This window comes from Pseudomonas sp. MC6, from assembly GCF_054790575.1.
Map to the genome: position 1 here is coordinate 4942270 of NZ_CP186504.1, position 26859 is coordinate 4969128.

At 59.5% G+C, this 26859-nt stretch carries 26 protein-coding genes; 18 read left to right on the forward strand and 8 right to left on the reverse strand.

The annotated features are described in order from the left end of the window. Nucleotides 1-10 precede the first annotated feature (10 nt). Nucleotides 11-556 (reverse strand): gamma carbonic anhydrase family protein, encoded by a 546-nt coding sequence (locus ACOYXE_RS22020; protein WP_160054550.1) that lies wholly within the window; start codon nt 554-556, stop codon nt 11-13. Nucleotides 557-644: 88 nt separating this feature from the next. On the opposite strand from ACOYXE_RS22020, the gene prlC reads away from it, so the two are divergent. From prlC to ACOYXE_RS22035, 3 genes are all read left to right on the forward strand, one after another. Next, nucleotides 645-2696: an oligopeptidase A gene (gene prlC / locus ACOYXE_RS22025; RefSeq protein ID WP_160054548.1), complete on the forward strand. Its 2052-nt coding sequence runs from the start codon at nt 645-647 to the stop codon at nt 2694-2696. After that, a complete protein-coding gene (locus ACOYXE_RS22030) occupies nt 2693-2986 on the forward strand; it encodes a YheV family putative zinc ribbon protein (protein ID WP_150652827.1) in 294 nt (97 codons plus the stop codon). The genes prlC and ACOYXE_RS22030 overlap by 4 nt, the downstream gene beginning before the upstream one ends. Before the next feature lie 113 nt (nt 2987-3099). After that, nucleotides 3100-5124 (forward strand): M3 family metallopeptidase, encoded by a 2025-nt coding sequence (locus ACOYXE_RS22035; protein ID WP_460926620.1) that lies wholly within the window; start codon nt 3100-3102, stop codon nt 5122-5124. A 4-nt stretch (nt 5125-5128) separates the two neighbouring features. Here ACOYXE_RS22035 and ACOYXE_RS22040 read toward each other — a convergent pair whose 3' ends face one another. After that, complete coding sequence (locus tag ACOYXE_RS22040; protein WP_460926622.1) at nt 5129-5773, reverse strand: dual specificity protein phosphatase family protein; 645 nt, start codon at nt 5771-5773, stop codon at nt 5129-5131. A 304-nt stretch (nt 5774-6077) separates the two neighbouring features. On the opposite strand from ACOYXE_RS22040, the gene ACOYXE_RS22045 reads away from it, so the two are divergent. From ACOYXE_RS22045 to ACOYXE_RS22055, 3 genes are read left to right on the forward strand one after another with little or no spacing between them, the layout of a single operon-like run. Next, nucleotides 6078-6824: a gluconate 2-dehydrogenase subunit 3 family protein gene (locus ACOYXE_RS22045; RefSeq protein WP_460926624.1), complete on the forward strand. Its 747-nt coding sequence runs from the start codon at nt 6078-6080 to the stop codon at nt 6822-6824. 2 nt (nt 6825-6826) lie between these two features. After that, nucleotides 6827-8611: a GMC family oxidoreductase gene (locus ACOYXE_RS22050; RefSeq protein WP_405122569.1), complete on the forward strand. Its 1785-nt coding sequence runs from the start codon at nt 6827-6829 to the stop codon at nt 8609-8611. A gap of 12 nt (nt 8612-8623) precedes the next feature. Next, complete coding sequence (locus ACOYXE_RS22055; RefSeq protein WP_160054538.1) at nt 8624-9925, forward strand: c-type cytochrome; 1302 nt, start codon at nt 8624-8626, stop codon at nt 9923-9925. Nucleotides 9926-9994: 69 nt separating this feature from the next. Here ACOYXE_RS22055 and ACOYXE_RS22060 read toward each other — a convergent pair whose 3' ends face one another. Beyond that, entirely contained in the window at nt 9995-10297 is a 303-nt protein-coding gene (locus ACOYXE_RS22060; protein WP_160054536.1) for a hypothetical protein, read from the reverse strand. A 221-nt stretch (nt 10298-10518) separates the two neighbouring features. Here ACOYXE_RS22060 and ACOYXE_RS22065 point away from each other — a divergent pair, with 221 nt between their 5' ends. From ACOYXE_RS22065 to ACOYXE_RS22075, 3 genes are all read left to right on the forward strand, one after another. Then, nucleotides 10519-11577 carry a PA0069 family radical SAM protein gene (locus tag ACOYXE_RS22065; protein ID WP_405122572.1) on the forward strand — a complete coding sequence of 353 codons (1059 nt, stop codon included), beginning with the start codon at nt 10519-10521 and terminating at the stop codon, nt 11575-11577. A gap of 237 nt (nt 11578-11814) precedes the next feature. Next, nucleotides 11815-12543: a carbonic anhydrase gene (locus ACOYXE_RS22070; RefSeq protein WP_007911720.1), complete on the forward strand. Its 729-nt coding sequence runs from the start codon at nt 11815-11817 to the stop codon at nt 12541-12543. Nucleotides 12544-12633: 90 nt separating this feature from the next. Next, nucleotides 12634-14160 (forward strand): SulP family inorganic anion transporter, encoded by a 1527-nt coding sequence (locus tag ACOYXE_RS22075; RefSeq protein ID WP_460926628.1) that lies wholly within the window; start codon nt 12634-12636, stop codon nt 14158-14160. Nucleotides 14161-14279: 119 nt separating this feature from the next. Here the strand turns inward: ACOYXE_RS22075 and ACOYXE_RS22080 are convergent, their stop codons facing one another. After that, complete coding sequence (locus ACOYXE_RS22080; RefSeq protein WP_095119633.1) at nt 14280-14930, reverse strand: hypothetical protein; 651 nt, start codon at nt 14928-14930, stop codon at nt 14280-14282. 369 nt (nt 14931-15299) lie between these two features. Between ACOYXE_RS22080 and coxB the strand changes: the two genes are divergently transcribed. The 4 genes from coxB (at nt 15300) to ACOYXE_RS22100 (ending at nt 19687) form a co-directional block, all read left to right on the forward strand. After that, entirely contained in the window at nt 15300-16427 is a 1128-nt protein-coding gene (coxB, locus tag ACOYXE_RS22085; RefSeq protein ID WP_405122574.1) for a cytochrome c oxidase subunit II, read from the forward strand. A gap of 82 nt (nt 16428-16509) precedes the next feature. Further along, complete coding sequence (ctaD, locus tag ACOYXE_RS22090; RefSeq protein ID WP_008081194.1) at nt 16510-18096, forward strand: cytochrome c oxidase subunit I; 1587 nt, start codon at nt 16510-16512, stop codon at nt 18094-18096. Nucleotides 18097-18222: 126 nt separating this feature from the next. Next, complete coding sequence (locus ACOYXE_RS22095; RefSeq protein ID WP_007911727.1) at nt 18223-18774, forward strand: cytochrome c oxidase assembly protein; 552 nt, start codon at nt 18223-18225, stop codon at nt 18772-18774. Between the two features lie 25 nt (nt 18775-18799). Next, entirely contained in the window at nt 18800-19687 is an 888-nt protein-coding gene (locus ACOYXE_RS22100) for a cytochrome c oxidase subunit 3 (RefSeq protein WP_160054525.1), read from the forward strand. Nucleotides 19688-19789: 102 nt separating this feature from the next. On the opposite strand, the gene ACOYXE_RS22105 is transcribed toward ACOYXE_RS22100, so the two are convergent. Then, a complete protein-coding gene (locus ACOYXE_RS22105) occupies nt 19790-19993 on the reverse strand; it encodes a twin transmembrane helix small protein (RefSeq protein WP_102902573.1) in 204 nt (67 codons plus the stop codon). 71 nt (nt 19994-20064) lie between these two features. On the opposite strand from ACOYXE_RS22105, the gene ACOYXE_RS22110 reads away from it, so the two are divergent. Genes ACOYXE_RS22110 through ACOYXE_RS22130 form a run of 5 tightly spaced genes read left to right on the forward strand, consistent with a single transcriptional unit; the run spans nt 20065 to nt 23973 of the window. Continuing rightward, nucleotides 20065-20805: an SURF1 family protein gene (locus ACOYXE_RS22110; RefSeq protein ID WP_405122576.1), complete on the forward strand. Its 741-nt coding sequence runs from the start codon at nt 20065-20067 to the stop codon at nt 20803-20805. Beyond that, nucleotides 20771-21364, forward strand: coding sequence for a hypothetical protein (locus ACOYXE_RS22115; protein WP_405122577.1), 594 nt, complete (start codon nt 20771-20773; stop codon nt 21362-21364). The genes ACOYXE_RS22110 and ACOYXE_RS22115 overlap by 35 nt, the downstream gene beginning before the upstream one ends. Before the next feature lie 10 nt (nt 21365-21374). Then, nucleotides 21375-22454 (forward strand): COX15/CtaA family protein, encoded by a 1080-nt coding sequence (locus tag ACOYXE_RS22120; RefSeq protein ID WP_460926633.1) that lies wholly within the window; start codon nt 21375-21377, stop codon nt 22452-22454. After that, nucleotides 22442-23341 (forward strand): heme o synthase, encoded by a 900-nt coding sequence (cyoE, locus tag ACOYXE_RS22125; RefSeq protein WP_038365028.1) that lies wholly within the window; start codon nt 22442-22444, stop codon nt 23339-23341. Before ACOYXE_RS22120 ends, cyoE begins: the two co-directional genes overlap by 13 nt. Continuing rightward, complete coding sequence (locus tag ACOYXE_RS22130; RefSeq protein WP_007911741.1) at nt 23338-23973, forward strand: SCO family protein; 636 nt, start codon at nt 23338-23340, stop codon at nt 23971-23973. The genes cyoE and ACOYXE_RS22130 overlap by 4 nt, the downstream gene beginning before the upstream one ends. Before the next feature lie 281 nt (nt 23974-24254). Here ACOYXE_RS22130 and ACOYXE_RS22135 read toward each other — a convergent pair whose 3' ends face one another. The 3 genes from ACOYXE_RS22135 to ACOYXE_RS22145 form a co-directional block, all read right to left on the reverse strand. After that, nucleotides 24255-25025, reverse strand: a complete 771-nt coding sequence (locus ACOYXE_RS22135; RefSeq protein ID WP_095125096.1) for a MetQ/NlpA family ABC transporter substrate-binding protein — start codon at nt 25023-25025, stop codon at nt 24255-24257. A gap of 76 nt (nt 25026-25101) precedes the next feature. Further along, a complete protein-coding gene (locus tag ACOYXE_RS22140; protein WP_160054515.1) occupies nt 25102-25776 on the reverse strand; it encodes a methionine ABC transporter permease in 675 nt (224 codons plus the stop codon). Next, nucleotides 25776-26783: a methionine ABC transporter ATP-binding protein gene (locus ACOYXE_RS22145; RefSeq protein WP_160054513.1), complete on the reverse strand. Its 1008-nt coding sequence runs from the start codon at nt 26781-26783 to the stop codon at nt 25776-25778. The genes ACOYXE_RS22140 and ACOYXE_RS22145 overlap by 1 nt, the downstream gene beginning before the upstream one ends. Nucleotides 26784-26859: the final 76 nt, after the last annotated feature.

A 26859-nucleotide genomic window follows, 5' to 3' on the forward strand; every position in this document is an offset into this window, starting at 1 on the left:
CCAATTCGAATCAGAGTGTGTCGTAGCCTTCGGCCAGATGTAGATCCTTGAGCTTCACGTAGTTCGCCGCGCTGTAGGTGAAGAAGGCTTTTTCCTTGTCGGTGAGCGGACGCACCTGCTTCACCGGGCTACCCACATAAAGGAAGCCACTTTCAAGGCGCTTGCCCGGCGGTACCAGGCTGCCGGCGCCGATGATCACATCGTCCTCGACCACCGCGCCGTCCATGACGATGCTGCCCATGCCGATCAGCACGCGGCTGCCAACGCTGCAGCCATGCAGCATGACTTTGTGGGCGATGGTCACGTCATCGCCGATCAGCAGCGGGAAGCCGTCCGGGTTGAACGGGCCGGCGTGGGTGATGTGCAGCACGCAACCGTCCTGGACGCTGGTGCGCGCGCCGATACGGATGCGGTGCATGTCGCCGCGGATCACGGTCAGCGGCCAGACCGAGCTGTCTTCACCGATTTCGACGTCGCCGATCACCACCGCCGAGCTGTCGACAAAGGCGCCTTTGCTCAGGCTGGGGGTGTGATTCTGGTACTTGCGAACGGACACGATAATTTCTCTCTCTGTCGCCGATAGCTGCGGATGATGCCGATTGTAATTAAGATGGGGCAATGTTTCCCCAGCCAAGGTGCCAACCGTGAGCGTGAACAACCCTCTGCTGCAGTCCTACGACCTGCCACCGTTCTCCACGATCCGTGCCGAACACGTCCTGCCCGCCATCGAAACGATCCTGGCCGACAACCGCGCCGCCATCGCCGAAATCCTCAAGAGCCAAGTCCATAACCCGACCTGGGCCGGCCTGGTACTGGCGATGGACGAACTCAATGACCGTCTCGGCGCTGCCTGGAGCCCGGTCAGCCACCTCAACGCCGTGTGCAACAGCGCCGAGCTTCGCGAAGCTTACGAGTCGTGCCTGCCTGCCCTGAGCGCCTACTCCACCGAGATGGGCCAGAACCGCGAGCTGTTCCAGGCTTATGAAGCGCTGGCCAACAGCCCGGAAGCCGCTGGTTTCGACGTGGCGCAAAAGACTATTCTGGAACACGCTCTGCGTGACTTCCGTCTGTCGGGTATCGACCTGCCGGAAGCCGAGCAGAAACGCTACGCCGAAGTGCAAAGCAAACTGTCCGAGCTGGGCAGCCGCTTCTCCAACCAACTGCTCGACGCTACGCAGGCTTGGACCAAGCACGTCAGCGACGAAGCCGCCCTCGCCGGCCTGACCGATTCGGCCAAGGCGCAAATGGCTGCCGCCGCGCAAGCCAAAGGCCTCGATGGCTGGCTGATCACCTTGGAATTCCCGAGCTACTACGCGGTGATGACTTACGCGCAAGACCGCGCGCTGCGTGAAGAAGTCTACGCCGCCTACTGCACCCGCGCCTCGGATCAAGGCCCGAACGCCGGTCAGAACGATAACGGCCCGGTGATGGAAGAGATCCTCGATCTGCGTCAGGAACTGGCCAAGCTGCTGGGTTTCGCCAGCTTCTCCGAGCTGAGCCTGGCCACGAAAATGGCCGAATCCAGCGATCAGGTACTGAGCTTCCTGCGCGATCTGGCCAAGCGCAGCAAGCCGTTCGCTGAGCAGGATCTGCAACAGCTGCGCGCCTACGCCGCCGAACAGGGCTGCGCCGATCTGCAAAGCTGGGACAGCGGTTTCTACGGCGAAAAGCTCCGTGAACAGCGCTACAGCGTTGCCCAGGAAACCCTGCGTGCGTACTTCCCGATCGACAAAGTGCTGGGCGGTCTGTTTGCCATCGTTCAGCGTCTGTACGGCATCGAGATCGCCGAGCAGAAGGGCTTCGACACCTGGCACCCGGACGTGCGCCTGTTCGAAATCAAGGAAAACGGCCAGCACGTCGGCCGCTTCTTCTTCGACCTTTATGCCCGCGCCAACAAGCGTGGCGGGGCGTGGATGGACGGCGCCCGCGACCGTCGTCGTACCGTCGACGGCGTGCTGCAAAGCCCGGTGGCCAATCTGGTGTGCAACTTCACCCCGGCCGACAGCGGCAAGCCTGCGCTGCTGACCCACGACGAAGTGACCACGCTGTTCCACGAATTCGGTCATGGCCTGCACCACCTGCTGACTCGCGTTGATCACGCCGGTGTTTCCGGGATCAACGGCGTGGCGTGGGACGCGGTCGAGCTGCCAAGCCAGTTCATGGAAAACTGGTGCTGGGAGCCGGAAGGTCTCGCGCTGATTTCCGGTCACTACGAATCTGGTGAGCCGCTGCCTCAGGACCTGCTCGAAAAAATGCTCGCGGCGAAGAACTTCCAGTCCGGCCTGATGATGGTCCGTCAGCTCGAGTTCTCGCTGTTCGACTTCGAACTGCACGCCACCCACGGTGACGGCCGCAATCCGCTGCAAGTGCTGGAAGGCGTTCGCGACGAAGTGTCGGTGATGCGTCCGCCGGCCTACAACCGCTTCCCGAACAGCTTCGCGCACATCTTTGCCGGCGGTTACGCGGCGGGTTACTACAGCTACAAGTGGGCGGAAGTGCTGTCGGCCGATGCCTTCTCGAAGTTTGAAGAAGACGGCGTGCTCAACGCAGAAACCGGCCGCGCCTTCCGCGAAGCGATTCTGGCGCGCGGCGGTTCGCAGGCGCCGATGGTGCTGTTCGTCGACTTCCGTGGCCGTGAGCCATCGATTGACGCACTGTTGCGCCACAGCGGCCTGAGTGAGGACGCGGCAGCATGAGTGAGGGGCCTGTGATTACCAAGAAGCGCTTTATCGCCGGGGCGGTCTGCCCGGCGTGCAGCGAACCGGACAAGCTGATGATGTGGAACGAGGACGGCGTGCCGCACCGCGAATGTGTGGCCTGCGGTTACTCGGATACGCTAAACGAGCAAGGGCTGTCGGTGCCGAAAGAATTGGGCACGCGGGTCAACACCAGTGCGCTGAACAAACCCGCGCCGGACAAGACCGTGCAGGCCGTACAGTTTTTCCCCAACCCGAAACTGAAAAAAAAGCCTGACCAGCCCAATTGAGCCATGACTGCCTCGCACCGAATCAGCGGTGCGAGGTGGTATCTATCTAATGCCTTGCCCTTGCGCTTTCTCCGTAGGCTGATTTTTTTCAACCTGCGGTCAAGGAAGACGCGATGCCCCCTACCAATCCCCTGCTACAACGCTGGCAGCTGCCGGCCTGGTCCGACGTGAAGGCCGAGCACCTGGCACCCGCCATCAATGCCATCGTGGCCGATAATCAGCGGATCATCGCCGAAGTGATCGCCACCCAGACCGACCACCCCAATTGGGATGATCTGGTGGTGGCCGTCGCCGAAGCCGACGCACGGCTCGCTGAAACCATGGGCATCATTGAAGTGCTCTCGACCGTCAAAACCACGGACATCGACTGGATAGAGCAAAGCGCCCTGTGCAGCATTACTGCGGCTCGCTATCGGGTGCAGAAGGCTGCGAACCTGGAGCTTTATCACACGTATCAACGTCTGCAGCAGAGCCCGATCGCCGACAGCTTTGATGACTTTCGCAAAGCGTCGCTGGCCAAGACACTGCGCGCTTTTCGTCGGTCGGGCATCGAATTGCCCGCCGATCAGCGACAGCGGTTAACCGCAATAAACCTCGACATCGAGCTTCAGGAGCAATTGTTCCAGATCAATCTGGAGCGCAGCAATGCCGCCTGGAGCAAGCAGATTGACCAGGCGGCGACGCTCAACGGCTTGTCAGCCGCGCTCAAGGATCGACTGGCGCTGAATGCGCGTCGAACGGGAAAAAGCGGTTGGTTGCTGACGCTGGATCGCAACACTTACGAATACTTCATGAAAAATGCGCGAGACCGGAGTTTGCGCGAAGAGTATTTCCGCGCTTATTGCACCCGGGCCTCGGATCAAGGACCGCAGGCTCTTCAGTTCGACAACGGTCCGGTCTTGCAAAAGTTACTCGGGTTACGCCATGAAAAAGCCAGTTTGCTGGGTTTCGAGAGCTTTGCCCATCTGCGGCTTTCAAATCACATGGCCAACTCGCCCGCTCAGGTCGAACATTTTCTAAAACAGCAGATCGAGCACAATCGCGCCGCACTGGAGCAGGACATACAGGCGCTGCAAGCATTCGCCGCAACGCAAGGTGTCGCAGAACTGCAGGCCTGGGATTTCGAGTTTTTTGCTGAGCAATTACGCCAGCAACGCTCGGCGAGCACACTGAAAGGACTTCGCGAGTATTTTCCGCTGGATGAAACGCTGCGCCGGTTCTGCCAGTTCAATGAACACCTGTTCGGTATCAAACTGGCAGAGCAGCAAGACCTCAGCCATTGGCACGAGGATGTGCGCCTGTTGGAGGTCAGCGAATACGATCAGGTGATGGGGTACATCTACGTTGATCCGTTTCATCGCGAGGACGCCCCTGACTTTGCCTTGACCAATACTGTGCGCAACCGACGCATCAATGCCGAGGGCCGGCCAGCCCTGCCGATCGCCATCCTCCACTGCAACTTCCCGTCCGCGACCAGCGAGCATCCCTGCCTGCTTTCACATAAAGACCTGCGCGTGCTTTTCCATGAGTTCGGGCATTGCCTGCAACAGGTGCTGACCCGTTCGCCCCATCACAACCTGTCGGGTATCTCGCAACTGGGGCGTGATACGGGCGAGTTCGCCGGGCAACTGTTCGAACAATTAAGTCTTTCAGAGGAGCTGCTTCAGTGGCTGTCAGTACACTACAAAACCCGTGCGCCACTAAGCCGCACACGGCTAACGTCAGCGCTGGCCGCCATCGCCACGCACACCAGTCGCGATACCGCTACGTTGCTGCTTGAGGCTTTATTCGATCTGGAATTGCACCGCAGCGAAGAAAACGGCCGAAACGCGCAACAGTGCTTCCAAGCGGTGCTACAACAAATACCGCAGCTACAATTGCCCGCGTATTGCCGCCTTGCCAACAGTTTCGATTATCTGGTGACCGGTTACGAAGCCTCGGTCTACGCCTACAAATGGTCAGGCGTACTGGCCAGCGAAGCGTTCAAGCGCTTTGAGCGCGATGGGGTCTTCAATGTGCAAACCGGCCGGGAACTGCGTGAAGCGTTCTTCTCTGGTGATTCGACTTCGCTGTTCAGCGCGCTGGAAACCTTTATGGGCCAGCCGGTCGCCGCTGATCTGGCAGCGCAACCGGACTGACCGATCACTCGACGTGGGCGGACTTGAACCAGCTTTTCATCGAACAGGTGGCGAAAGCACTGGTACTGCAATCGCCATTGGCCAGCGCCGTGCGCAGCTTGTCGACATCGGCCTGCATCACGTAGCGCACGCTATCGCGGAAGTGCCCGCTCTCACCAAAACCGCCCTGAGTCATCTCGCTCAAGGCATCCTCTTTGCTCCAGCCCTGCACCACCACACGGTACATCGCCGCCATCAGGCCGGTGCGGTCGGAGCCGTGCTTGCAGTGCATCAACACCGGACCGTTGGCTTCGGCAGACTGAATAGCCCGCAAGGTCTTGAGCACATCGGCGTCGTCAACATGGTTGGTGCGATACGGCAGTTGCACCTGATTGATGCCGGGCTCGGACAACCAATTACTGTCGGCTTCCGGGAGGAAGTTGATCACCGTGGCGACTTTGAGATTTTTCAGCAACGGCACGGCGCCGCCATCCGGTAACGCGCTTCGATAGAGCGTCGGCGACATCTGGAACAGGTTGTATTGCACTTCGACCGGTTGCGCCCAATCAGCGGGACGGGCCGTCGCGGTTGCCGCAGCCTGGGCCGGCAGCCAGTGCAGCAGCGCTACAAGTGATAAACACAAAGCAGGGAACAAGCGTACTCGGGACATGCTGGGGTGACCGTGTCGGGATTCATCGATGAGGGGAACGCAGCTTCGGCGTTGCGCGGTCAAAGCCCTGTGAGTCATCCGTCAAAGAATCGTGAATCGGCACGGTTTCATTCACCGTCACGCAGAAAACCGCTGTTTTTTTCCGATGAATCGGTTCATCGAGAAGCTTAGCCTGCTACCATTTGTCACATCATGTTGCAGACGCGTCCCCTTTTTCCGGGTCAGACCGGATCCGTCTCGACGAAAAATCCTCAAGCCGTTCGCAGAAGCGGCTGTCCCCTAATGCCTGATGAGGTGCACCCCCATGTCTGATGCAGATCGAGACAACCCGCGGCGTGAGTTTTTGCGCAAATCCCTGACCCTGATTCCGGTGGTCACCCTGGCTGGCACCGGTCTGGGCAGCAGCGTCTTGCAAGCAGCGCCTGAAGCCAAACCAGCTGCGCCCGCGCCGCAACCGGTTCGCACTGATGCCAGCGTGTATCAGCCGAGCTATTTCACCGCCGAAGAATGGGCGTTCATCAATGCCGCCGTCGCACAGCTGATCCCCAACGATGCCCAAGGCCCGGGCGCGCTCGAAGCCGGCGTGCCGGAATACATCGACCGGCAGATGAACACGCCGTACGCCGCCGGTGCGCTGTGGTACATGCAAGGCCCGTTCAACGCCGACGCCGCTCCGGAAATGGGCTGGCAGAGCAAACTGGTGCCCAAAGAGATCTATCGCCTCGGCATCGCCGCCACGGATCAGTGGGCAAAATCCCTCAACGGTAAAGTATTTGCTGAGCAAGACAGCGCTACCCGAGACGATTTGCTCAAGCAACTTGAAACCGGCAAAGCGCAGTTCGACGCGGTTCCGGCGAAGATTTTCTTCAATCTGCTGCTGCAAAACACCAAGGAGGGGTTCTTCTGCGACCCGATCCACGGTGGCAACAAAGGCATGGTCGGCTGGACCATGATCGGCTTCCCCGGCGCCCGCGCCGATTTCATGGATTGGGTGGAACGTAACGAGCAATACCCCTTCCCGGCAGTTTCGATTCGCGGCGAGAGGGCGTAAGCATGGCAACGGTAATGAAGAAGGTTGACGCAGTAATCGTGGGCTTCGGCTGGACCGGCGCGATCATGGCCAAGGAGCTAACCGAAGCGGGTCTCAACGTGCTGGCGCTGGAGCGCGGGCCGATGCAGGACACCTACCCGGACGGCAACTATCCGCAGGTGATCGACGAACTCACCTACAGCGTGCGTAAAAAACTCTTTCAGGACATCTCCAAGGAAACCGTCACCATTCGCCACAGCGTCAACGACATCGCCCTGCCGAACCGCCAGTTGGGCGCGTTTCTGCCGGGCAATGGTGTTGGCGGCGCCGGACTGCACTGGTCGGGCGTGCACTTCCGGGTCGATCCGATCGAGTTGCGCATGCGTAGCCACTACGAAGAGCGCTACGGCAAAAGCTTTATCCCCAAGGACATGACCATCCAGGACTTCGGCGTCAGCTATGAAGAACTGGAGCCGTTCTTCGATTTCGCCGAAAAAGTCTTCGGCACCTCGGGCCAGGCCTGGACGGTGAAAGGCCAATTGGTCGGTCAGGGCAAGGGCGGCAACCCGTACGCGCCGGATCGCTCCAACCCGTTCCCGCTGGAAGCGCAGAAAAACACAGTCTCCGCACAGCTGTTCGGCAAAGCAGCGACTGAAGTCGGTTACAAGCCCTACAACTTGCCTTCGGCAAACACCTCGGGGCCTTACACCAACCCTTACGGCGCACAGATGGGGCCGTGCAACTTCTGCGGTTTCTGCAGTGGTTACGTTTGCTACATGTATTCCAAAGCCTCGCCGAACGTGAACATTCTGCCGGCGCTCAAGCCGCTGCCGAATTTCGAGCTGCGGCCTAACTCGCATGTGTTGCGGGTCAATCTCGACAGCAGCAAATCCAAAGCCACCGGCGTGACCTACATCGACGGACAGGGTCGCGAGATCGAGCAACCGGCGGATCTGGTGATTCTCGGCGCGTTCCAGTTGCACAACGTGCGTTTGATGCTGCTCTCCGGCATCGGCAAACCGTACGACCCGAAGACTGGCGAGGGCGTGGTCGGGCGCAACTTCGCCTACCAGAACATGGCGACCATCAAGGCGTTCTTCGACAAGGACACCCACACCAACAACTTCATCGGCGCCGGCGGCAACGGCGTGGCGCTGGATGACTTCAACGCCGACAACTTCGACCACGGCCCGCACGGCTTCGTCGGCGGCTCGCCGATGTGGGTCAACCAGGCTGGCAGCCGGCCGATTGCCGGCACTTCGAACCCGCCGGGCACACCGGCGTGGGGCAGTGCCTGGAAACGCGCGACCGCCGATTACTACACCCACCAGGTGTCGATGGACGCCCACGGCGCGCATCAGTCCTACCGGGGCAACTACCTCGATCTCGATCCGGTGTACCGCGATGCCTATGGTTTGCCGCTGCTGCGGATGACCTTCGACTGGCAGGAAAACGACATCAAGATGAACCGTTTCATGGTCGAGAAAATGGGCAAGGTCGCCGAAGCGATGGGCCCGAAAGCCATTGCGGTGATCGGCAAGAAAGTCGGCGACCACTTCAACACCGCGTCGTACCAGACCACCCACCTTAACGGTGGCGCGATCATGGGCACCGACCCAAAGAAGAGCGCGCTGAACCGCTACTTGCAGAGCTGGGACGTGCACAACGTTTTCGTTCCGGGTGCCTCGGCATTCCCGCAAGGCCTGGGTTACAACCCGACCGGGCTGGTTGCCGCACTGACCTACTGGTCGGCGAAGGCGATCCGCGAGCAATACCTGAAAAACCCCGGCCCGCTGGTTCAGGCTTAAGGAGCGATGACCATGAAAAATCTCGTTATCGCGACTCTGGCGCTGCTCGGCAGTGCCTCAATTCATGCGGCTGAAGTTGATCAAAGTCTGATCAAACAGGGCGAATACCTCGCCCGCGCCGGTGACTGCGTGGCCTGCCACACCGCCAAGGGCGGCAAACCGTTCGCCGGTGGCCTGCCGATGGAAACCCCGATCGGCACGATCTACTCGACCAACATCACCCCGGACAAAACCGGCGTCGGTGAATACAGCTTCGAGGACTTCGATCAGGCCGTACGCCATGGCGTCGCCAAAAACGGTAGTACGTTGTACCCGGCGATGCCGTATCCGTCCTACGCGCGTGTCAGCGAAACCGACATGCAAGCGTTGTACGCGTACTTCATGCACGGCGTAGAACCGGTGGCGCAAGAGAACAAGGCCAGCGACATTCCGTGGCCACTCAGCATGCGCTGGCCGCTGATGGGTTGGCGCTGGATGTTTGCGCCGAAGGTCGAAGACTACAAAGCGACGAGTACCGACCCGGTGATCGATCGTGGTGCATATCTGGTCGAAGGCCTCGGTCATTGCGGTGCCTGCCATACGCCGCGCGCCCTGACCATGCAGGAAAAATCCCTGAGCGCGGCCGATGGCAAAAACTTCCTCGCCGGCAGTGCGCCGCTGGAAGGCTGGATCGCCAAAAGTCTGCGTGGTGATCACAAGGATGGCCTCGGTAGCTGGAGCGAAGAGCAACTGGTGCAGTTCCTCAAGACCGGGCGTAGCGATCGCAGCGCCGTGTTCGGCGGCATGAGCGATGTGGTCACCCACAGCATGCAATACATGACGGATGCCGATCTGACGGCGATTGCCCGCTACCTCAAGTCGTTGCCGGCCACTGATCCGAACGATCAACCGCATCAGTACGATGAAAAAGCCGCCAAGGCGCTGTGGAACGGTGATGACAGTCAGCGTGGCGCTGCGGTGTACATCGACAACTGCGCCGCGTGCCACCGCACCGATGGCCACGGTTATACCCGGGTGTTCCCGGCGCTGGCGGGTAATCCGGTGCTGCAATCGGAAGACCCGACTTCGTTGATTCACATCGTGCTCAAGGGCGGTACGTTGCCGGCGACACACACGGCGCCGTCGACCTTCACCATGCCGGGCTTCGCCTGGCGTCTGTCGGATCAGGAAGTGGCGGATGTGGTGAGCTTCATCCGCGGCAGTTGGGGTAATAAAGGTGCGCCGGTCAGCGCCAAAGAAGTTGCGGGTTTACGCAGCGACGATATGAAAACTACGTCCACTGATGATCTTGGCCAAGTCACCGATCATCATTAAAAACAAAAACCCTGCATGAACCATTCATGCAGGGTTTTTTAATGACAGATATCGCAACAAGTTCCAATCTTACGGATTAACGATACTTACATAAGCCTTGGCCAATGCAATCAGCTTCGCCTTGTCGTCGTTATCAATATCACCATCACCGTCCACATCGTTCTTGTTGGTGCGAACAGTGAACGTTTTGCCACGGTCGCTGGACACTGCCACCACGTAGTCCGAGTCAACCAGAGTCTCGGTGGGCAGCTCCTGCTCGGCGTTCCAGCCCAGTTCCTTGCGCGCAAGTTGCATCGAAACAATGGTATTGGGCTCCGATGCATTGGGCAGCATCATTTGCATAAAGACGCCACGCTGATTGAGATAAGACATGAATTAAATCCTTTTAATTTAGTTACCGGACAAATGCCGATGGAAGTGGCCAAGACTATATTCGATAACTTGGCGCGACAACGGGACATATGTATCTCGGATTGTACTTTGCACTTATATATAAACTTTGCCAGTCAGCGCGTATCCCATCGCTGAACGGTACTGGATCACACCGGGTGCGCTCAGGTACTGTATGTATATACAGATCAGGAGCCCACCCAATGATCAACCCTCTCCCGCCCCGCGGTCGCGGAACCGCCAGTAACCCGCACAACCGCTTCGCGCCGAACCGCTCGGTGGCGGAGGATGACGGCTGGTATCAGGAAGTGCCGCTGACGCAAGGCACCGAGGTGATGATCGAAACCGCAAAAACCATCATCACCCGTAACACTTCACCAGACTTGCCGTTCGACCGTTCCATCAATCCCTATCGAGGCTGCGAGCATGGCTGCATCTATTGCTACGCACGGCCCAGCCACGCCTATTGGGACATGTCACCCGGGCTGGATTTCGAAACGAAACTGATCGCCAAGACCAACGCCGCCCAAGTGCTGGAAGAACAGCTCGGAAAGAAAGGCTATCAATGTGCGCCGATCAACCTGGGTTCCAACACCGACCCGTATCAGCCGATCGAGCGTGAACACAAAATCACCCGCCAGACCCTCGAAGTGCTGCTGCGCTATAAGCACCCGGTGACCATCATCACCAAAGGCTCGCTGATTCTGCGCGACCTCGACCTGCTCACCGAACTGGCGCAGCAACGGCTAGTGGCCGTAATGATCAGCCTGACCACGCTGGACGACGAACTCAAACGCATCCTCGAACCGCGCGCCGCTGCACCCAAGGCACGATTGCGCGCGATCCGGGTGATGCGCGAAGCAGGCATTCCCGTTGGTGTGCTGTGTTCACCGATGATTCCAATGATCAATGACAGTGAAATCGAAAATCTGCTCAACGAAGCCCACGCCGCCGGTGCGCAAAGTGCTGCGTACATGATGTTGCGTCTGCCGCTGGAAGTGGCGCCGCTGTTCGAGGAATGGCTTCAGTCGCACTACCCGCAACGCGCCGCGCACGTGCTGAGCCTGATCCGCCAGAGCCGTGGCGGCGAACTCTACGACAGCCGTTTTGGTGCACGCATGCGCGGTGAAGGGGTGTTCGCCGATCTGCTCGCGCAGCGGTTTGCCAAAGCGATCAAGCGTCTTGGCTTGAATCATCGCGAGGGCTATAACCTCGATTGCACGGTCTTCTGTCCGCCGGGTCGCCAGATGTCGTTGATTTAGCGACAATTGGCCTATGGTTGAGGGGTTGGTATCCTTCCGCCGAAATCACCCAGTCACGTTTTTTGTGACCTGGAACACACGTTCTAGAGCGTTTGATTCAGTTTGAGTTAAGTTTCGGCGGCTACCTTGTTCATCGAGTGACTGACGGGTCGGGATGACCCGGATGTTTAAACAGCCACTGGCTTCATACCGGAATACATGGGAATGACTCCCCTAATCCGCCAAAGAGGATGAATCATGAGTGACAAGGATAAACAGCCGTTGGCTGCGTCGGCGCAAACCCCTGAAGCGGAATCCGCCGATGCAGCGCTGCGACAGATCGTAGACGGCTTTTTGCATTTTCATCATGAGGTCTTCCCACAGCAGGAAGAACTCTTCAAGAAACTCGCCACGGCCCAAGCGCCCAAGGCGATGTTCATCACCTGCGCCGACTCGCGCATCGTCCCCGAGCTGATTACCCACAGCTCGCCCGGCGATCTGTTCGTGACCCGTAACGTCGGCAACGTCGTGCCGCCTTACGGGCAGATGAACGGCGGCGTTTCCACCGCGATCGAATACGCGGTACTGGCGCTCGGCGTGCAGCACATCATCATCTGCGGCCACTCCGATTGCGGCGCCATGCGTGCGGTGCTCAATCCGGACAGCCTGGAAAAAATGCCGACAGTGAAAGCCTGGCTGCGCCACGCTGAAGTCGCGAAAACCATGGTGCATGAGAACTGTAACTGCGCCGACGAAAAAGAAAGCATGCCGATCCTCACCGAGGAAAACGTCATCGCCCAATTGCAGCACTTGCGTACCCATCCTTCGGTAGCCTCGCGCATGGCGAACGGTCATTTGTTCATCCATGGCTGGGTCTACGACATCGAAACCAGCGAAATCAAAGCTTACGACGCGGATCAGGGACGTTTCCTGCCGCTCGACGGCAGCCATCCGATTCCGGTGGCGACGCCCAAAGCGCGCTTCTAAATCCTCCTAAACATCTGTGTGGTTTGACGCCGGTCGCTGATTCAGCGACCCGGCCTCGCCATGCCTGAAGAAAACTTCGGGAGAATCGCCATGCGTGCGGCTCAATTGAAAGCGGTGTTGCCACGGGAGCTGCTCGCTTCAGTGGTTGTGTTTCTGGTCGCCCTGCCGCTGTGCATGGGTATTGCGATCGCCTCAGGATTGCCGCCGGCCAAAGGGCTGATCACCGGGATCATCGGTGGTCTGGTGGTCGGCTGGCTGGCGGGATCGCCGTTACAGGTCAGCGGGCCGGCGGCGGGTCTGGCGGTGTTGGTGTTTGAACTGATGCGTCAGCACGGTATCGAGATGCTCGGGCCGATTCTGCTGCTCGCCGGTTTTCTGCAACTGGTCGCCGGGCGCTTGAAGCTCGGTTGCTGGTTTCGGGTCACGGCGCCAGCGGTGGTGTACGGGATGCTGGCGGGGATTGGCGTCTTGATCGTGCTGTCGCAGGTGCATGTGATGCTTGATGCGTCGCCGAAACCTTCGGGGCTGGATAACCTTACGGCGTTTCCGGCGGCGGTGGCGCAGGCCTTGCCGTCGTTTGGCTGGCAGGCCGGGTTGCTCGGGCTGTCGACCATCGCGGTGATGTGGCTGTGGGAGAAGTTTCGCCCACATTCGTTGCGCTTCGTTCCTGGGGCATTGCTCGGTGTCGGGCTGGCGACCGGGGCAAGTCTGTTGCTGGCCCTGCAAGTCAAACGCGTCGAGGTGCCGGCGAATCTGGCCGAAGCCATCGATTGGCTGAAACCGGCGGACTTGCTCAGCCTGGCTGATCCGACGCTGCTGATCGCCGCGTTCGCCGTGGCGTTTATCGCCAGCGCCGAAACGTTGCTGTCCGCCGCAGCGGTAGATCGCATGCACAGCGGCGTGCGTTCGGACTTCGACCGTGAACTGTCGGCGCAAGGTGTCGGCAACATGCTCTGCGGTCTGCTCGGCGCGTTGCCGATGACCGGGGTGATCGTGCGCAGTTCGGCCAACGTCCAGGCCGGCGCGACCACGCGTTACTCGACGATCTTCCATGGCCTGTGGCTGCTGGCATTCGTGTTGTTGCTGTCGAGTGTGCTGCAAAGCATTCCGGTGGCGAGTCTGGCCGGTGTGCTGGTTTACACCGGGTTCAAACTGGTCGATCTCAAAGCGTTTCGAGGGCTGGGACGTTATGGACGGATGCCGATGTTCACTTATGCGGCGACGGCGCTGGCGATCATCTTCACTGACCTGCTGACCGGGGTGTTGATCGGTTTCGGTCTGACGATGTTGAAACTGGCGTTCAAGGCTTCGCGATTGAAGATCAGCCTGATCGATCTGCCGCAGGAGGGTGAGATGGAATTGCGTCTGGTCGGTGCGGCGACCTTCCTCAAGGTGCCGGCGCTGACGCAAGTGCTGGGCAGCATTCCCCAGGGGACGACGGTGCATGTGCCGCTCAATAATCTGAGCTACATTGACCATTCGTGTCTGGAGTTGCTGGAAGAGTGGGGCCGGGCGAATGCGGCGAAGGGCTCGAAGCTGTTGATTGAGTCGCGCGGGTTGAAGCGCAGGCTTGAAGGACGGATTCGAACGACTACCGGGATCGGCGCGGCCGGTTAAATTTGCTGGTTGAACTCAACCCCTGTAGGAGCTGCCGCAGGCTGCGATCTTTTGATTCTGATTGTAAAAGATCAAAAGATCGCAGCCTGCGGCAGCTCCTACATTCGATTGTGTGTAACTCAGGCCGCGGGCTGGTCCAGTTCCAGACCCACACCCAGGCGTCGGCCCATGCACGGCCAGCGTTTCCACGCGGCGCCGGTGTCCGGGCTGCTGAGTTTTTCGCGGTAGACCTCTACCGACTCCAGCGCAAAACTCTCGTCGTTGAGCATCTCGTCGATCGCGTGATGCACCGCTTCGTCCAGTTGGTTGGCAAATTCCTCACCGATCAATTGGTGAGCAATCAAGTTGGCGACCGTCATGTCCAGAGGGATCAGTGGCTGGCCGAAATGCTTGATGTACAGGTCGTTGACCTCTTCGACAAAACGGTGCGCCAGATAGGCTTCGTCAAGCAGGCTGTCCAGGCCAACGTGCCCGGCCATGATGGCCGGCGGCTGGAGGAAATACTGCTCGGCGATTTTCAGCACCGGTTTGATCTGCGATTCGATTCCCGCTTCCCTGGCAACTTCATTGGCTGCATCCAGCAGGTCCGGCACTTCATCGATATAGGCGGCGACAAAACGCGTCAGCACACCATTGGCGTCGGCTTCCGGCAATTGGATCGCCGGATGTAAATGAGGCAGCTTGCTTTCCAGCTGACGGGTCAGCAGGCCGGTTTCTTTTTCGTGTTGTTGGGCTTTTTGGATCTGCTCGCGCAATGCGGCGGTGTTCATGAAAACTCCAGGAAACAAGGCAATGAAATAGGGAAGACATAACTTAGCTGGCTTACGAAAAATGCTAAGACGCATTTGTCATAATTATTTCATCCTTGATGCACCTGCGTTATATCGGTTTGCCACCACTCGTCTGCATCCTTCTCCATTCGTGCCCTTGAACGCAAGTGCCAGCTGTTTCAGTTGATTTACGTGTGCACATTGCAATTTCCCGTCGCTGTCTATACTCGCCAGTGAATGGAGTTAGCTGATGACGCCCGACTGCACCCGCAGCAAGGCCCGGCGATTCAAGTTCGTAGTCTGATGCAGCCGCTCCCTTGCCGCAGGCGAAAGCCGGCGGGATAACAAGAACGATAAGGGGAACCCGCAATGATGCGACATCCACACGTCTGGATGGGCCTCCTGTTGTGGTCGATTTTCAGTCCGGCGCACGCCGCATGGACTGTGAATATGGCGCCTGGAGCGACTGAAATCAGTCACGCAGTATTCGACCTGCACATGACCATTTTCTGGATCTGTGTGGTGATCGGGATCATCGTCTTCGGCGCCATGTTCTGGTCGATGATGGTGCACCGCCGTTCTACCGGGCAGGTCGCCGCAAAATTCCACGAAAGCACCACCGTCGAAATTCTCTGGACCGTCGTACCGTTCCTGATTCTGGTGGCGATGGCCGTGCCGGCGACCGCCACCCTGATCAAGATGTACGACACCAGTGAGCCGGATATCGATATCCAGATCACCGGTTACCAGTGGAAGTGGCACTACAAATACCTGGGCCAGGACGTCGAGTTCTTCAGCAACCTGGCCACCCCCGCCGAACAGATCCACAACAAGGAAACCAAGGGCGAGCATTACTTGCTCGAGGTCGACAAGCCGCTGGTGCTGCCGACTGGCGCCAAGGTGCGTTTCCTCGTGACCTCGGCCGACGTTATTCACTCGTGGTGGGTGCCGGCCTTCGCGGTGAAACGCGATGCGATCCCGGGATTCGTCAACGAGGCGTGGACGCGCATCGACAAGCCCGGCATTTACCGTGGCCAGTGCGCCGAACTGTGCGGCAAGGACCATGGCTTCATGCCGATCGTGGTCGAGGTCAAAGAGAAGGCCGACTACGACAAGTGGCTCGCCGAGCGCAAAGCCGAAGCCGCGCAGCTTAAAGAGCTGACCAGCAAGGAATGGACCCTCGAGGAACTCAAGGAACGTGGCGACAAGGTTTATCACACCACCTGCGTTGCCTGTCACCAGGCCGAAGGCCAAGGCCTGCCGCCGATGTTCCCGGCGCTCAAGGGCTCGAAAATTGCCACTGGCCCGATCAAGGATCACTTGAGCATTGTCTTCCACGGCAAGCCCGGCACCGCCATGGCGGCGTTCGGCAAGCAGCTGTCGGAAGTCGATATCGCAGCGGTCGTGACCTACGAACGTAACGCCTGGGGCAACAACAAGGGCGACATGGTCACGCCAAAAGAAGTGCTGGAGCTGAAACAGGCGGAAAGCAAATGAGCCGGTCTATCGCGTACCTCGTGAACCGGTCGGGGCAACGCGCCCCGGCCTGCCTCATTCACTCACGTAAAGGAGACCGGCCATGAGCGCTGTCATCGATGACCACGGTCATGCCGACCACGCCCACGGCCCCGCCAAAGGCCTGATGCGCTGGGTGCTGACCACCAACCACAAGGACATCGGCACGCTGTACCTGTGGTTTGCGTTCTGCATGTTCCTGCTCGGCGGTACGTTCGCGATGGTGATTCGCGCCGAACTGTTCCAACCAGGGCTGCAGATCGTCGAACCGGCGTTCTTCAACCAGATGACCACCATGCACGGTCTGGTGATGGTCTTCGGTGCGGTGATGCCGGCCTTCGTCGGCCTCGCCAACTGGATGATCCCGTTGATGATCGGCGCGCCGGACATGGCCCTGCCGCGGATGAACAACTTCAGCTTCTGGCTGCTGCCGGCGGCGTTCCTGATCCTCGTGTCGACCCTGTTCACCCCCGGTGGCGGGCCGAACTTCGGCTGGACGTTCTATGCGCCGCTGTCGACGACGTATGCACCGGAAAGCGTGACCTTCTTTATCTTCGCCATCCACTTGATGGGCATCAGTTCGATCATGGGCGCGATCAACGTGGTCGCGACCATCCTCAACCTGCGCGCCCCCGGCATGACCCTGATGAAAATGCCGCTGTTCGTCTGGACCTGGCTGATCACCGCGTTCCTGCTGATTGCGGTGATGCCGGTGCTGGCCGGGTGCGTGACGATGATGCTGATGGACATCCACTTCGGCACCAGTTTCTTCAGTGCAGCCGGTGGCGGTGACCCGGTGTTGTTCCAGCATGTGTTCTGGTTCTTCGGGCATCCCGAGGTGTACATCATGATCCTGCCGGCCTTCGGCGCCGTCAGCTCGATCATCCCGACCTTCTCGCGCAAGCCGCTGTTCGGCTATACCTCGATGGTCTACGCGACGGCGAGCATCGCCTTCCTGTCGTTCATTGTCTGGGCGCACCACATGTTCGTGGTCGGCATTCCGCTGGTGGGCGAGCTGTTCTTCATGTACGCCACGCTGCTGATCGCGGTGCCGACCGGGGTGAAGGTGTTCAACTGGGCCAGCACCATGTGGCAAGGCTCGCTGACCTTCGAGACGCCGATGCTTTTCGCCGTGGCGTTCGTGATCCTGTTCTCCATCGGCGGTTTCTCCGGATTGATGCTGGCGATCGCCCCGGCGGACTTCCAGTACCAGGACACCTACTTTGTGGTCGCGCACTTCCACTACGTGCTGGTGCCGGGGGCGATCTTCGGCATCTTCGCTTCGACCTACTACTGGCTGCCGAAATGGACCGGCCACATGTACGACGAAACCCTCGGCAAGCTGCATTTCTGGCTGTCGTTTGTCGGCATGAACCTGACCTTCTTCCCGATGCACTTCGTCGGTCTTGCGGGGATGCCTCGGCGGATTCCGGACTACAACCTGCAGTTCGCCGACTTCAACATGGTCTCCTCGATTGGCGCGTTCATGTTTGGCGCGACGCAGATTTTCTTCTTGTTCATCGTGATCAAGACCATTCGCGGCGGCCCGCCAGCACCGGCCAAGCCTTGGGATGGTGCGGAAGGTCTGGAGTGGAGCGTGCCGTCACCGGCGCCTTATCACACCTTCACCACACCGCCGGAAGTGAAATGAACAAAGATCTCCCTGTGGGAGCGAGCCTGCTCGCGAAGAACGATGACGCGGTTCATCTGGTGCACCGAGTTGTCTGCTTCGCGAGCAAGCTCGCTTCCACAAGGGATCTGGTGAGAGGCATGAACCATGGCTGACTCGATCTCGCTGAAAAAACTGGTCACCCGCCTGCTCGGGGTGGTGGTGGCGATGTTTGTCTTCGGTTTTGCCCTGGTGCCGATCTACGATGTGATGTGCAAAGCCTTCGGCATCAATGGCAAGACCGGTGGACAGTACGAGGGTGAGCAAGTGGTCGACACTTCGCGCCAGGTGCGCGTGCAGTTTCTCTCGACCAACAACGTCGATATGCCGTGGGACTTTTATCCCAAGCATGACGAACTCACCGCCAACCCCGGCGCGGTCAACGAGATGATCTTCATCGCGCGCAATCCCACCGACAAACCGATGAGTGCGCAAGCGGTGCCGAGTATCGCGCCGAGCAATGCGGCGGCGTATTTCCACAAGACCGAATGCTTTTGCTTTACCCAGCAGGTGCTGCAGCCCGGTCAGCAGATCGAGATGCCGGTGCGTTTCATTGTTGACCGCGACATGCCCAAGGATGTGAAGCACCTGACGCTGTCCTACACGCTGTTCGATATCACCGCCCGACATCCGCCGGTGGCTGTAAACACTGGCGGTTGAGCGTGCCCGATAAGGAGAACAATAAATGGCAACTCATGAGCACTATTACGTTCCGGCCCAGAGCAAATGGCCGATCATCGCCACCTTCGGCATGGCCATCACCGTTTACGGCCTGGCCGTCTGGTTCAACGATCTGAAGGCGACGCGCCCGGAATCCCACGGCCCGTACATCTTTTTCGTCGGCAGCCTGTTGCTGGCGTACATGCTGTTCGGCTGGTTCGGGGCGGTGATCAAGGAAAGCCGCGCGGGCCTTTACAGCGCGCAGCTGGATCGCTCGTTTCGCTGGGGCATGAGTTGGTTCATCTTCTCCGAGGTGATGTTCTTCGTCGCCTTCTTCGGCGCGCTGTTCTACGTGCGCCACGTCTCCGGGCCGGCGCTCGGTGGCGAAGGAACGAAAGGCCTCGCCCATATGCTCTGGCCGAACTTCCAGTTCACCTGGCCGCTGCTGCACACGCCGGATCCGAAACTGTTCCCGCCGCCCAAGGACGTCATCAGCCCGTGGGGCCTACCGCTGATCAACACGATTCTGCTGGTCAGCTCCAGCGTGACCATCACCATCGCCCACCATGCCTTGAAGAAGGGCCATCGCGGCGCGCTGAAAATCTGGCTGGCGATAACTGTGCTGCTCGGCTGCGCGTTTCTTGGCTTCCAGGCTGAGGAATACATTCACGCCTATCACGAACTGGGCCTGACCCTCGGTTCGGGCATTTATGGCGCGACGTTCTTCATGCTCACCGGGTTCCACGGCGCCCACGTAACCATCGGCACGATCATTCTGTTTGTGATGCTGATGCGCATCATGAAGGGCCATTTCGACAACGAACATCAGTTCGGTTTCGAAGCGGCGAGCTGGTATTGGCACTTCGTCGACGTGGTGTGGATCGGCCTGTTTATCTTCGTTTATGTGCTCTAACAACAGCTGCAAGCCACAACAAAAGCTGCGAGCTGCAAGCTTCAAGGCAAAACGGTAAGGCTTTTAACTTGTAGCTTGCCGCTTGCCACTTGCAGCGAGTGTTTACCACGTCACGTGGGACACCAGTTGGCCGCTGTAAAAGCCCCAGGCAATCAAGCCGACGGTGGCAGCGGCCAATGCCACCCGAACACTCAAGGCGATGACCAGGCGATTCGAGCTGCTGTCGTCCTTGACCAGGAAAAACAGGCCGCTGAACAGGCTGATCACCGTGGCAATCAGCATCAGGACGATCGCTGTTTTGAGCATGGGAAGAACTCCGGGGGACAGGCGATGCAATTGAGTATAGCGAGCGCAACGACTGACTTTGTGGCGCAGCCATGAAGCGTTTTCGCCCGGGCGTGATACCGACCGTGGTGGTGGCATTGTTGCTGCCGCTGCTGGTGTCATTAGGCTTCTGGCAATTGAGCCGTGGTGCCGAGAAAACCGCCCTGCTCGCCAGTTACGCCGAACGTCGTGCGGCCGATCCGATGGCCAGCACTGAGTTGCTGAACAGCGCCGATCCGGCCTATCGCCGCGTGCATCTGCACGGCCAGTTCGATGCCGCGCACAGTTTGCTGCTGGATAACCGCCAGCGTAACGGCAAGGTCGGCGTCGAGTTGCTGCAACCCTTTCAGGATCAACGCACCGGATTGTGGCTGCTGGTCAATCGCGGCTGGCTGCCGTGGCCGGATCGCCGCGTGCCGCCACAATTCACTACGCCCAGTGAAGCGTTGAATGTCGATGCCTGGGTCTACGTCGCCCCTGGCGCCACTTTTCAGTTGCACGCCGACCCGGTCAGCAGCACCTGGCCGCAAACCATCACTGCCGTCGAACCCGTCAAGCTGTGGAAAACCCTTGAGCGCGACGGCTTCACCTACGAATTACGCGCCGAATCCGGCCCGGCCAGCTACGAGGCCGATTGGCCGGTGGTCGCCATGGGCCCGGAAAAACACCTCGGTTACGCCGTGCAGTGGTTCGCCATGGCCACCGCCCTGCTCGGCCTCTACGTCTATTTGGGCTTGCACAACGCAAAGGAGAACCACCATGGGAACGGCCATGAATCCACCCAGCATGTCTGAGGCGAAGCCTGCCGCCACCCGTCGTCGCGGGCGCATTCAGTTATTGCTGATTGTGCTTGGCGTGATCGGGCCGATGGTGCTCGCCACCGGCATGTACAAATTGCAGTTCTGGGTGCCAGAAGGTCGCAGCTATCACGGCGAACTGATCGGCAACGGCCAGACCCGCGCCGACCTCGGCGTGCAAGCGGAGGAAGAGCGCTGGCAGATACTGGTCACCGCACCGAAAGAATGCGCGGTGGACTGCCAGCAACTGGTCTATCTGGCGCGGCAGATCCAGATCGGCCTCGGTCGCGATGCCGGCCGCGCAAGCCACGCCCTTGCTGCTGCGCAACCGGTGAGCGCTGATTACGACGCCAAGCTGACCCGCGAATATCCGCAACTGCAACGCTACCCGCTGGACGCCGGTGTGTTCAGCAAGACAACCGGCGACAAAGCCACGCCGCAACTGTGGATCATCGACCCTCACGGCAATCTCGTACTGCGTTACGAGCCGAATGTAAAAGGCAAGGATCTGCTCAACGACCTGCGGCACCTGCTGAAACTGTCGAACATCGGATAAGGGCATCGTCATGGCCAAACCTGGATTTCGCCTCGCGCTGTTTGCCACCCTGCTGGCACTTATTGTGGTGCTGCTCGGCGCCTACACGCGCCTGACCCACGCTGGCCTCGGCTGTCCGGACTGGCCGGGCTGCTACGGGTTTATCAGCGTGCCGAAAAGCGAAGCCCAACTGGCCCATGCCGAACTGCATTACCCCGACTCGCCAGTGGAGGCGCACAAGGGCTGGAACGAGATGATCCACCGCTATTTCGCCGGCACCCTCGGCCTGTTTATTTCGATTCTGGCCGGACGCGCGTGGGTTAACCGTCGTCATCCGGGGCAGCCGTTGAAACTGCCGCTGTTTCTGCTGGCTGTCGTGATCGCACAAGCGGCGTTCGGCATGTGGACGGTGACGCTCAAGCTTTGGCCGCAGGTGGTCACCGGGCATTTGCTCGGCGGCTTTGCGACGCTGAGTCTGTTGTTTTTACTGACGTTGCGATTGTCCGGGGTGCTGCCGGCGCTGACCGTGCCCAAGCGTTTGCAGTATTGGGCGACAGCGGGATTGTTGTTGGTGATTGGTCAGATTGCGCTGGGTGGCTGGGTCAGTTCCAACTATGCGGCAGTGGCGTGCATCGATTTTCCGACCTGCCACGGGCAATGGTTGCCGCCAGCGGATTTCGCCAACGGCTTTCACCTGACTCAACACATCGGCCCGAATTACTTGGGCGGACAACTCGACAGCGATGCGCGCACGGCGATTCACCTGACTCACCGGATCGGCGCTTTGCTGGTGACGTTGGTTTTGCTTGGCTTGGCTTGGCAATTGAAAGTGATCGGTATGACGCGGCTGGCCGGCCTGGTGCTGATCGCCCTCGCAGCGCAAATCACCCTCGGTATCAGCAACGTGTTGTTCCATCTGCCGCTGCCGGTGGCGGTCGCGCATAACGCCGGCGGTGCGGCGCTGTTGCTGACCATGGTGCTGGTCAATTACCACGCGCGCACCAGTCTGGTTCGGGTCAAACAACCGGTGCTCGCACGCTGGCGTCTGAGTCCGCGTAAACACGCGGCCGCGCCCATCACCATAAAAGGAGAAACGCCGTGGCGATTCTGATTGGCGAGCGCCCGCATCAGGCGATCTGGCGTGATTATCTGGAGCTGACCAAACCGAAAGTCGTGGTGCTGATGCTCATCACCTCGCTGGTCGGCATGTTCCTCGCGACCCGCGCCGGGGTGCCGTGGACGGTGCTGGTGTTCGGCAATCTGGGGATTGCGTTGTGTGCCGGCGGCGCGGCGGCGGTCAATCATGTGGTGGATCGACGCATCGATGCAGTGATGGCGCGCACGCACAAACGGCCGCTGGCTGAAGGCCGGGTTTCTCCGGCGGCAGCGCTGACGTTTGCACTGGTGCTGGCGCTGCTCGGACAGGCCTTGTTGCTGACTTTCACCAATCCGCTGACGGCGTGGCTGACCTTGGCTTCGCTTCTTGGTTATGCGGTGATCTACACCGGTTTCCTCAAACGTGCGACGCCACAGAACATCGTCATTGGTGGCCTCGCCGGCGCCGCCCCGCCGCTGCTCGGCTGGACCGCTGCCACTGGCCACGTCAGCGCCGAACCGTTGTTGCTGGTGCTGATCATCTTCGCCTGGACGCCGCCGCACTTCTGGGCGCTGGCGATCCATCGCAAAGAGGAATATGCCAAGGCTGACATCCCGATGCTGCCGGTCACCCACGGCGAGCACTACACCAAGGTGCACATTCTGCTGTACACCTTCGCGCTGCTGGCGGTGAGTCTGCTGCCGTACGTGATCCACATGAGCGGCGTGCTCTACCTGATTTGCGCGCTCGCTCTCGGCGCAAGGTTTCTGCAATGGGCCGTGGTGCTGTACCGTGGCACTCGGCCGCACGCGGCGATCAACACCTTCAAGTACTCTATTTGGTACTTGTTTCTGCTGTTCATCGCCCTGCTCGTAGACCACTACTTACTGTTGAACCTATGACTCGAACCCAGAAAACCGTCTTCATCCTCGTCGCCGTGATCGCGCTGATCCTGGGACTTACCGTCAACAAAGTGCTGAGCGGCAAGGGCCAGGGCGACCCTACGGCGCTGATCGACGCCGGCATCATCCTGCTGCCGCAGAGCCGCAATCTGCCGGACGTGACGATGACTGATCAGGACGGCAAACCGGTGGCGATCAATGAGTTGAAAGGTAAATGGAGTCTGCTGTTTTTCGGCTATACCTTCTGCCCGGACATCTGCCCGACCACCCTCGCCCAACTGCGCCAGATCAAGAGCGAGTTGCCCAAGGACGCTGTGGATAAATTGCAGATCGTGCTGGTCAGCGTTGACCCGAACCGCGATAACCCCAAGCAGTTGAAGCAGTATCTGGGTTATTTCGATCCGCAGTTTGTCGGCCTGACGCCGACCTCGATTGAAGAACTGCAGAAGGTGGCGAATGCGGTGAGTATTCCGTTTATTCCGGCGGATACCAGTAAGCCGAATTACACCGTCGACCATAGCGGCAATCTGGCAGTGATCGGGCCGGACGGGACGCAGCGGGGGTTTATTCGGGCGCCGTTGAATAACGCCAAACTGGTTGCGCAGCTGCCGGTCATGCTTAATCGCAAGTAATCGCCTAAAGGCAAAAGCCCCTCACCCTAGCCCTCTCCCAGAGGGAGAGGGAACTGATTGGGGGATATTCAAGAGTTACGCCGACCTGAAAGTTATCCGCTGAATCCATAATCAACTCGGTCTGTCAGGTCGATGTAGAACGCAAGACACCTCGGTCGGCCCCCTCTCCCTCCGGGAGAGGGCTGGGGTGAGGGGAAGCTTCACAGCAGGTCCAAAGCCCAACACCAGACACAAAAAAGGGGACGCCATTAGCGTCCCCTTTTTCATTGCAGCCAGCCCAATCAGAACGCCGGCAGCACCGCGCCTTTGTACTTCTCGGTAATGAACTTCTTCACTTCCGGGCTGTGCAGCGCAGCAGCGAGTTTCTTCATCGCGTCGCTGTCCTTGTTGTCCGCGCGGGACACGAGGATGTTCACGTACGGCGAATCATTACCTTCAATCACCAGCGCATCCTTGGACGGATCAAGCTTGGCTTCCAGCGCGTAGTTGGTGTTGATCAGTGCCAGATCAACCTGAGTCAGCACGCGCGGGATGGTCGCGGCTTCCAGTTCACGGATTTTCAGGTCTTTCGGATTTGTCGCAATGTCTTTGACGGTCGACAGGATGTTGGTCGGATCCTTCAAAGTGATCACGCCAGCCTTGGCCAGCAGCAACAGCGCGCGGCCGCCGTTGGTGGCGTCGTTCGGGATCACCACGTTGGCGCCGCTTGGCAGATCCTTCAGGTCCTTGAGCTTGCTCGAGTAAGCGCCCAGCGGCTCCAGGTGCACACCGGTCACGGCAACCAGACTAGTGCCCTTGGCCTTGTTGAACTCATCGAGATACGGCTGGTGCTGGAAGAAGTTGGCGTCCAGACGCTTTTCCGCGACCTGTACGTTCGGCTGAATGTAGTCGGTGAACACCTTGACCTTCAGCTCCACGCCTTCTTTGGCCAGCGCCGGTTTCACGAACTCGAGGATTTCCGCGTGCGGCACCGGGGTGGCGGCAACGGTCAGGGTTTCGGCGTGGGCCGAGAATGCTGCGACAGCAGCAAAAGCAGCGATCAGTTTTTTCATTCAGCTAACTCCTTATGAGGCGCCCGTCTGGCGCCTGCCAGCGAATGGCCGGCTCATCTGTTCATTACAAAACCGGTTATTTGCGCGAGAAATGCACGACCAGTCGATCACCGACCATCTGCAACACTTGCACCAGAATCAACAGCAACACCACGGTGACGATCATCACGTCAGTCTGGAAACGCTGGTAACCGAAACGGATCGCCAGGTCACCCAGACCACCCGCGCCGACCACACCGGCCATCGCCGTGTAGGACACCAGTGTAATCGCCGTCACCGTAATCGCCGCGAAGATGCCCGGGCGGGCTTCCGGCAGCAGAGCGTTGATGATGATCTGCCGCGTGGTCGCGCCCATCGACTGGGTCGCTTCGATAATGCCGCGATCAACCTCACGCAGCGCGGTTTCCACCAGACGCGCGAAGAATGGCGTCGCACCCACAACCAATGGCGGAATCGCACCGGCCACGCCCAGCGACGTGCCGGTGATCAGCACGGTGAACGGGATCATCACGATCAACAGAATAATGAACGGCAGCGAACGCAGGATGTTCACCGCCAGCGACATGAACGCGTAGAGGCCACGGTTTTCCAGCAACTGACGCGGGCTGCAGAGGAACAGCAACACGCCCAGCGGCAGGCCGAGCAACACGGTGAACAGCAGCGAACCACCGAGCATCAGCATGGTGTCACCGGTGGCCAGCCAGATTTCGTACCAGTCGATATTGGTGAAGAAACTGATCAGGTCTTCCATTAGCGCAATACCTCCATGTGAACGTCAGCGGCGGTGAAGCGGGCGAAGGCCGCTTCCATGTCGCCACCGGTGACGGCGAGGGTCAATTGCCCGTACGGAATGTCTTTGATGCGGTCGATGCGACCGGCAAGGATGCTGTAGTCGACGCCGGTTTCCCGGGCGACGGTACCGAGCAGCGGCGCGTAGGTCGCTTCGCCCTGGAAGGTCAGACGCACGATACGGCCCGGCACGTGAGCGAAGTCATCGCGCTGCTCGCTTTCGTCGATCTGCTCGCTTTCCTGAACAAAGCGTTTGGTGGTCGGGTGCTTCGGATGCAGGAACACATCGGCCACCGAACCTTGCTCGACGATTACGCCGGCATCCATCACCGCGACTTGATCGCAGACGCGACGGATGACATCCATCTCGTGGGTGATCAGGACGATGGTCAGTTTCAGTTCGCGGTTGATCTCGGCCAGCAATTGCAGAACCGACGCGGTGGTCTGCGGGTCGAGGGCACTGGTGGCCTCGTCGCACAGCAGAATCTTCGGCTTGGTCGCCAGGGCGCGGGCGATGCCGACGCGCTGCTTCTGGCCGCCGGACAATTGCGCCGGGTACTTCTTGGCGTGGGCAGACAGACCGACTCGCGCCAGCAACTCGGCAACGCGCTTGTCGATGTCACTGCTCGACAGTTCGCCGGCCAGGGTCAGCGGCAACGCAACGTTGTCGGCCACGGTCTTGGAGGCAAGCAGGTTGAAGTGCTGGAAGATCATCCCGACTTGCTGGCGGAAACGGCGCAGGCCGTTGGCATCCAGCGCGGTGACTTCTTCGCCGTCGACGTAGATCTTGCCGCCACTGGAGTCTTCCAGGCGATTGATCAGACGCAGCAGGGTACTTTTGCCCGCACCGGAATGGCCGATCAGGCCGAACACCTGCCCGTTCTCGATAGAGAGACTGGTCGGGTGCAGCGCGGGAATGTCCTTACCGGCGACGCGGTAAGTCTTGTGGACGTTTTGAAACTCGATCACGTAGCGAACCTTGTGGGGCGCGTTAGAAAAGGATCAGCGGTTAGCCGGGCGCGCATTTTAGCCTGTCCGTATAGAG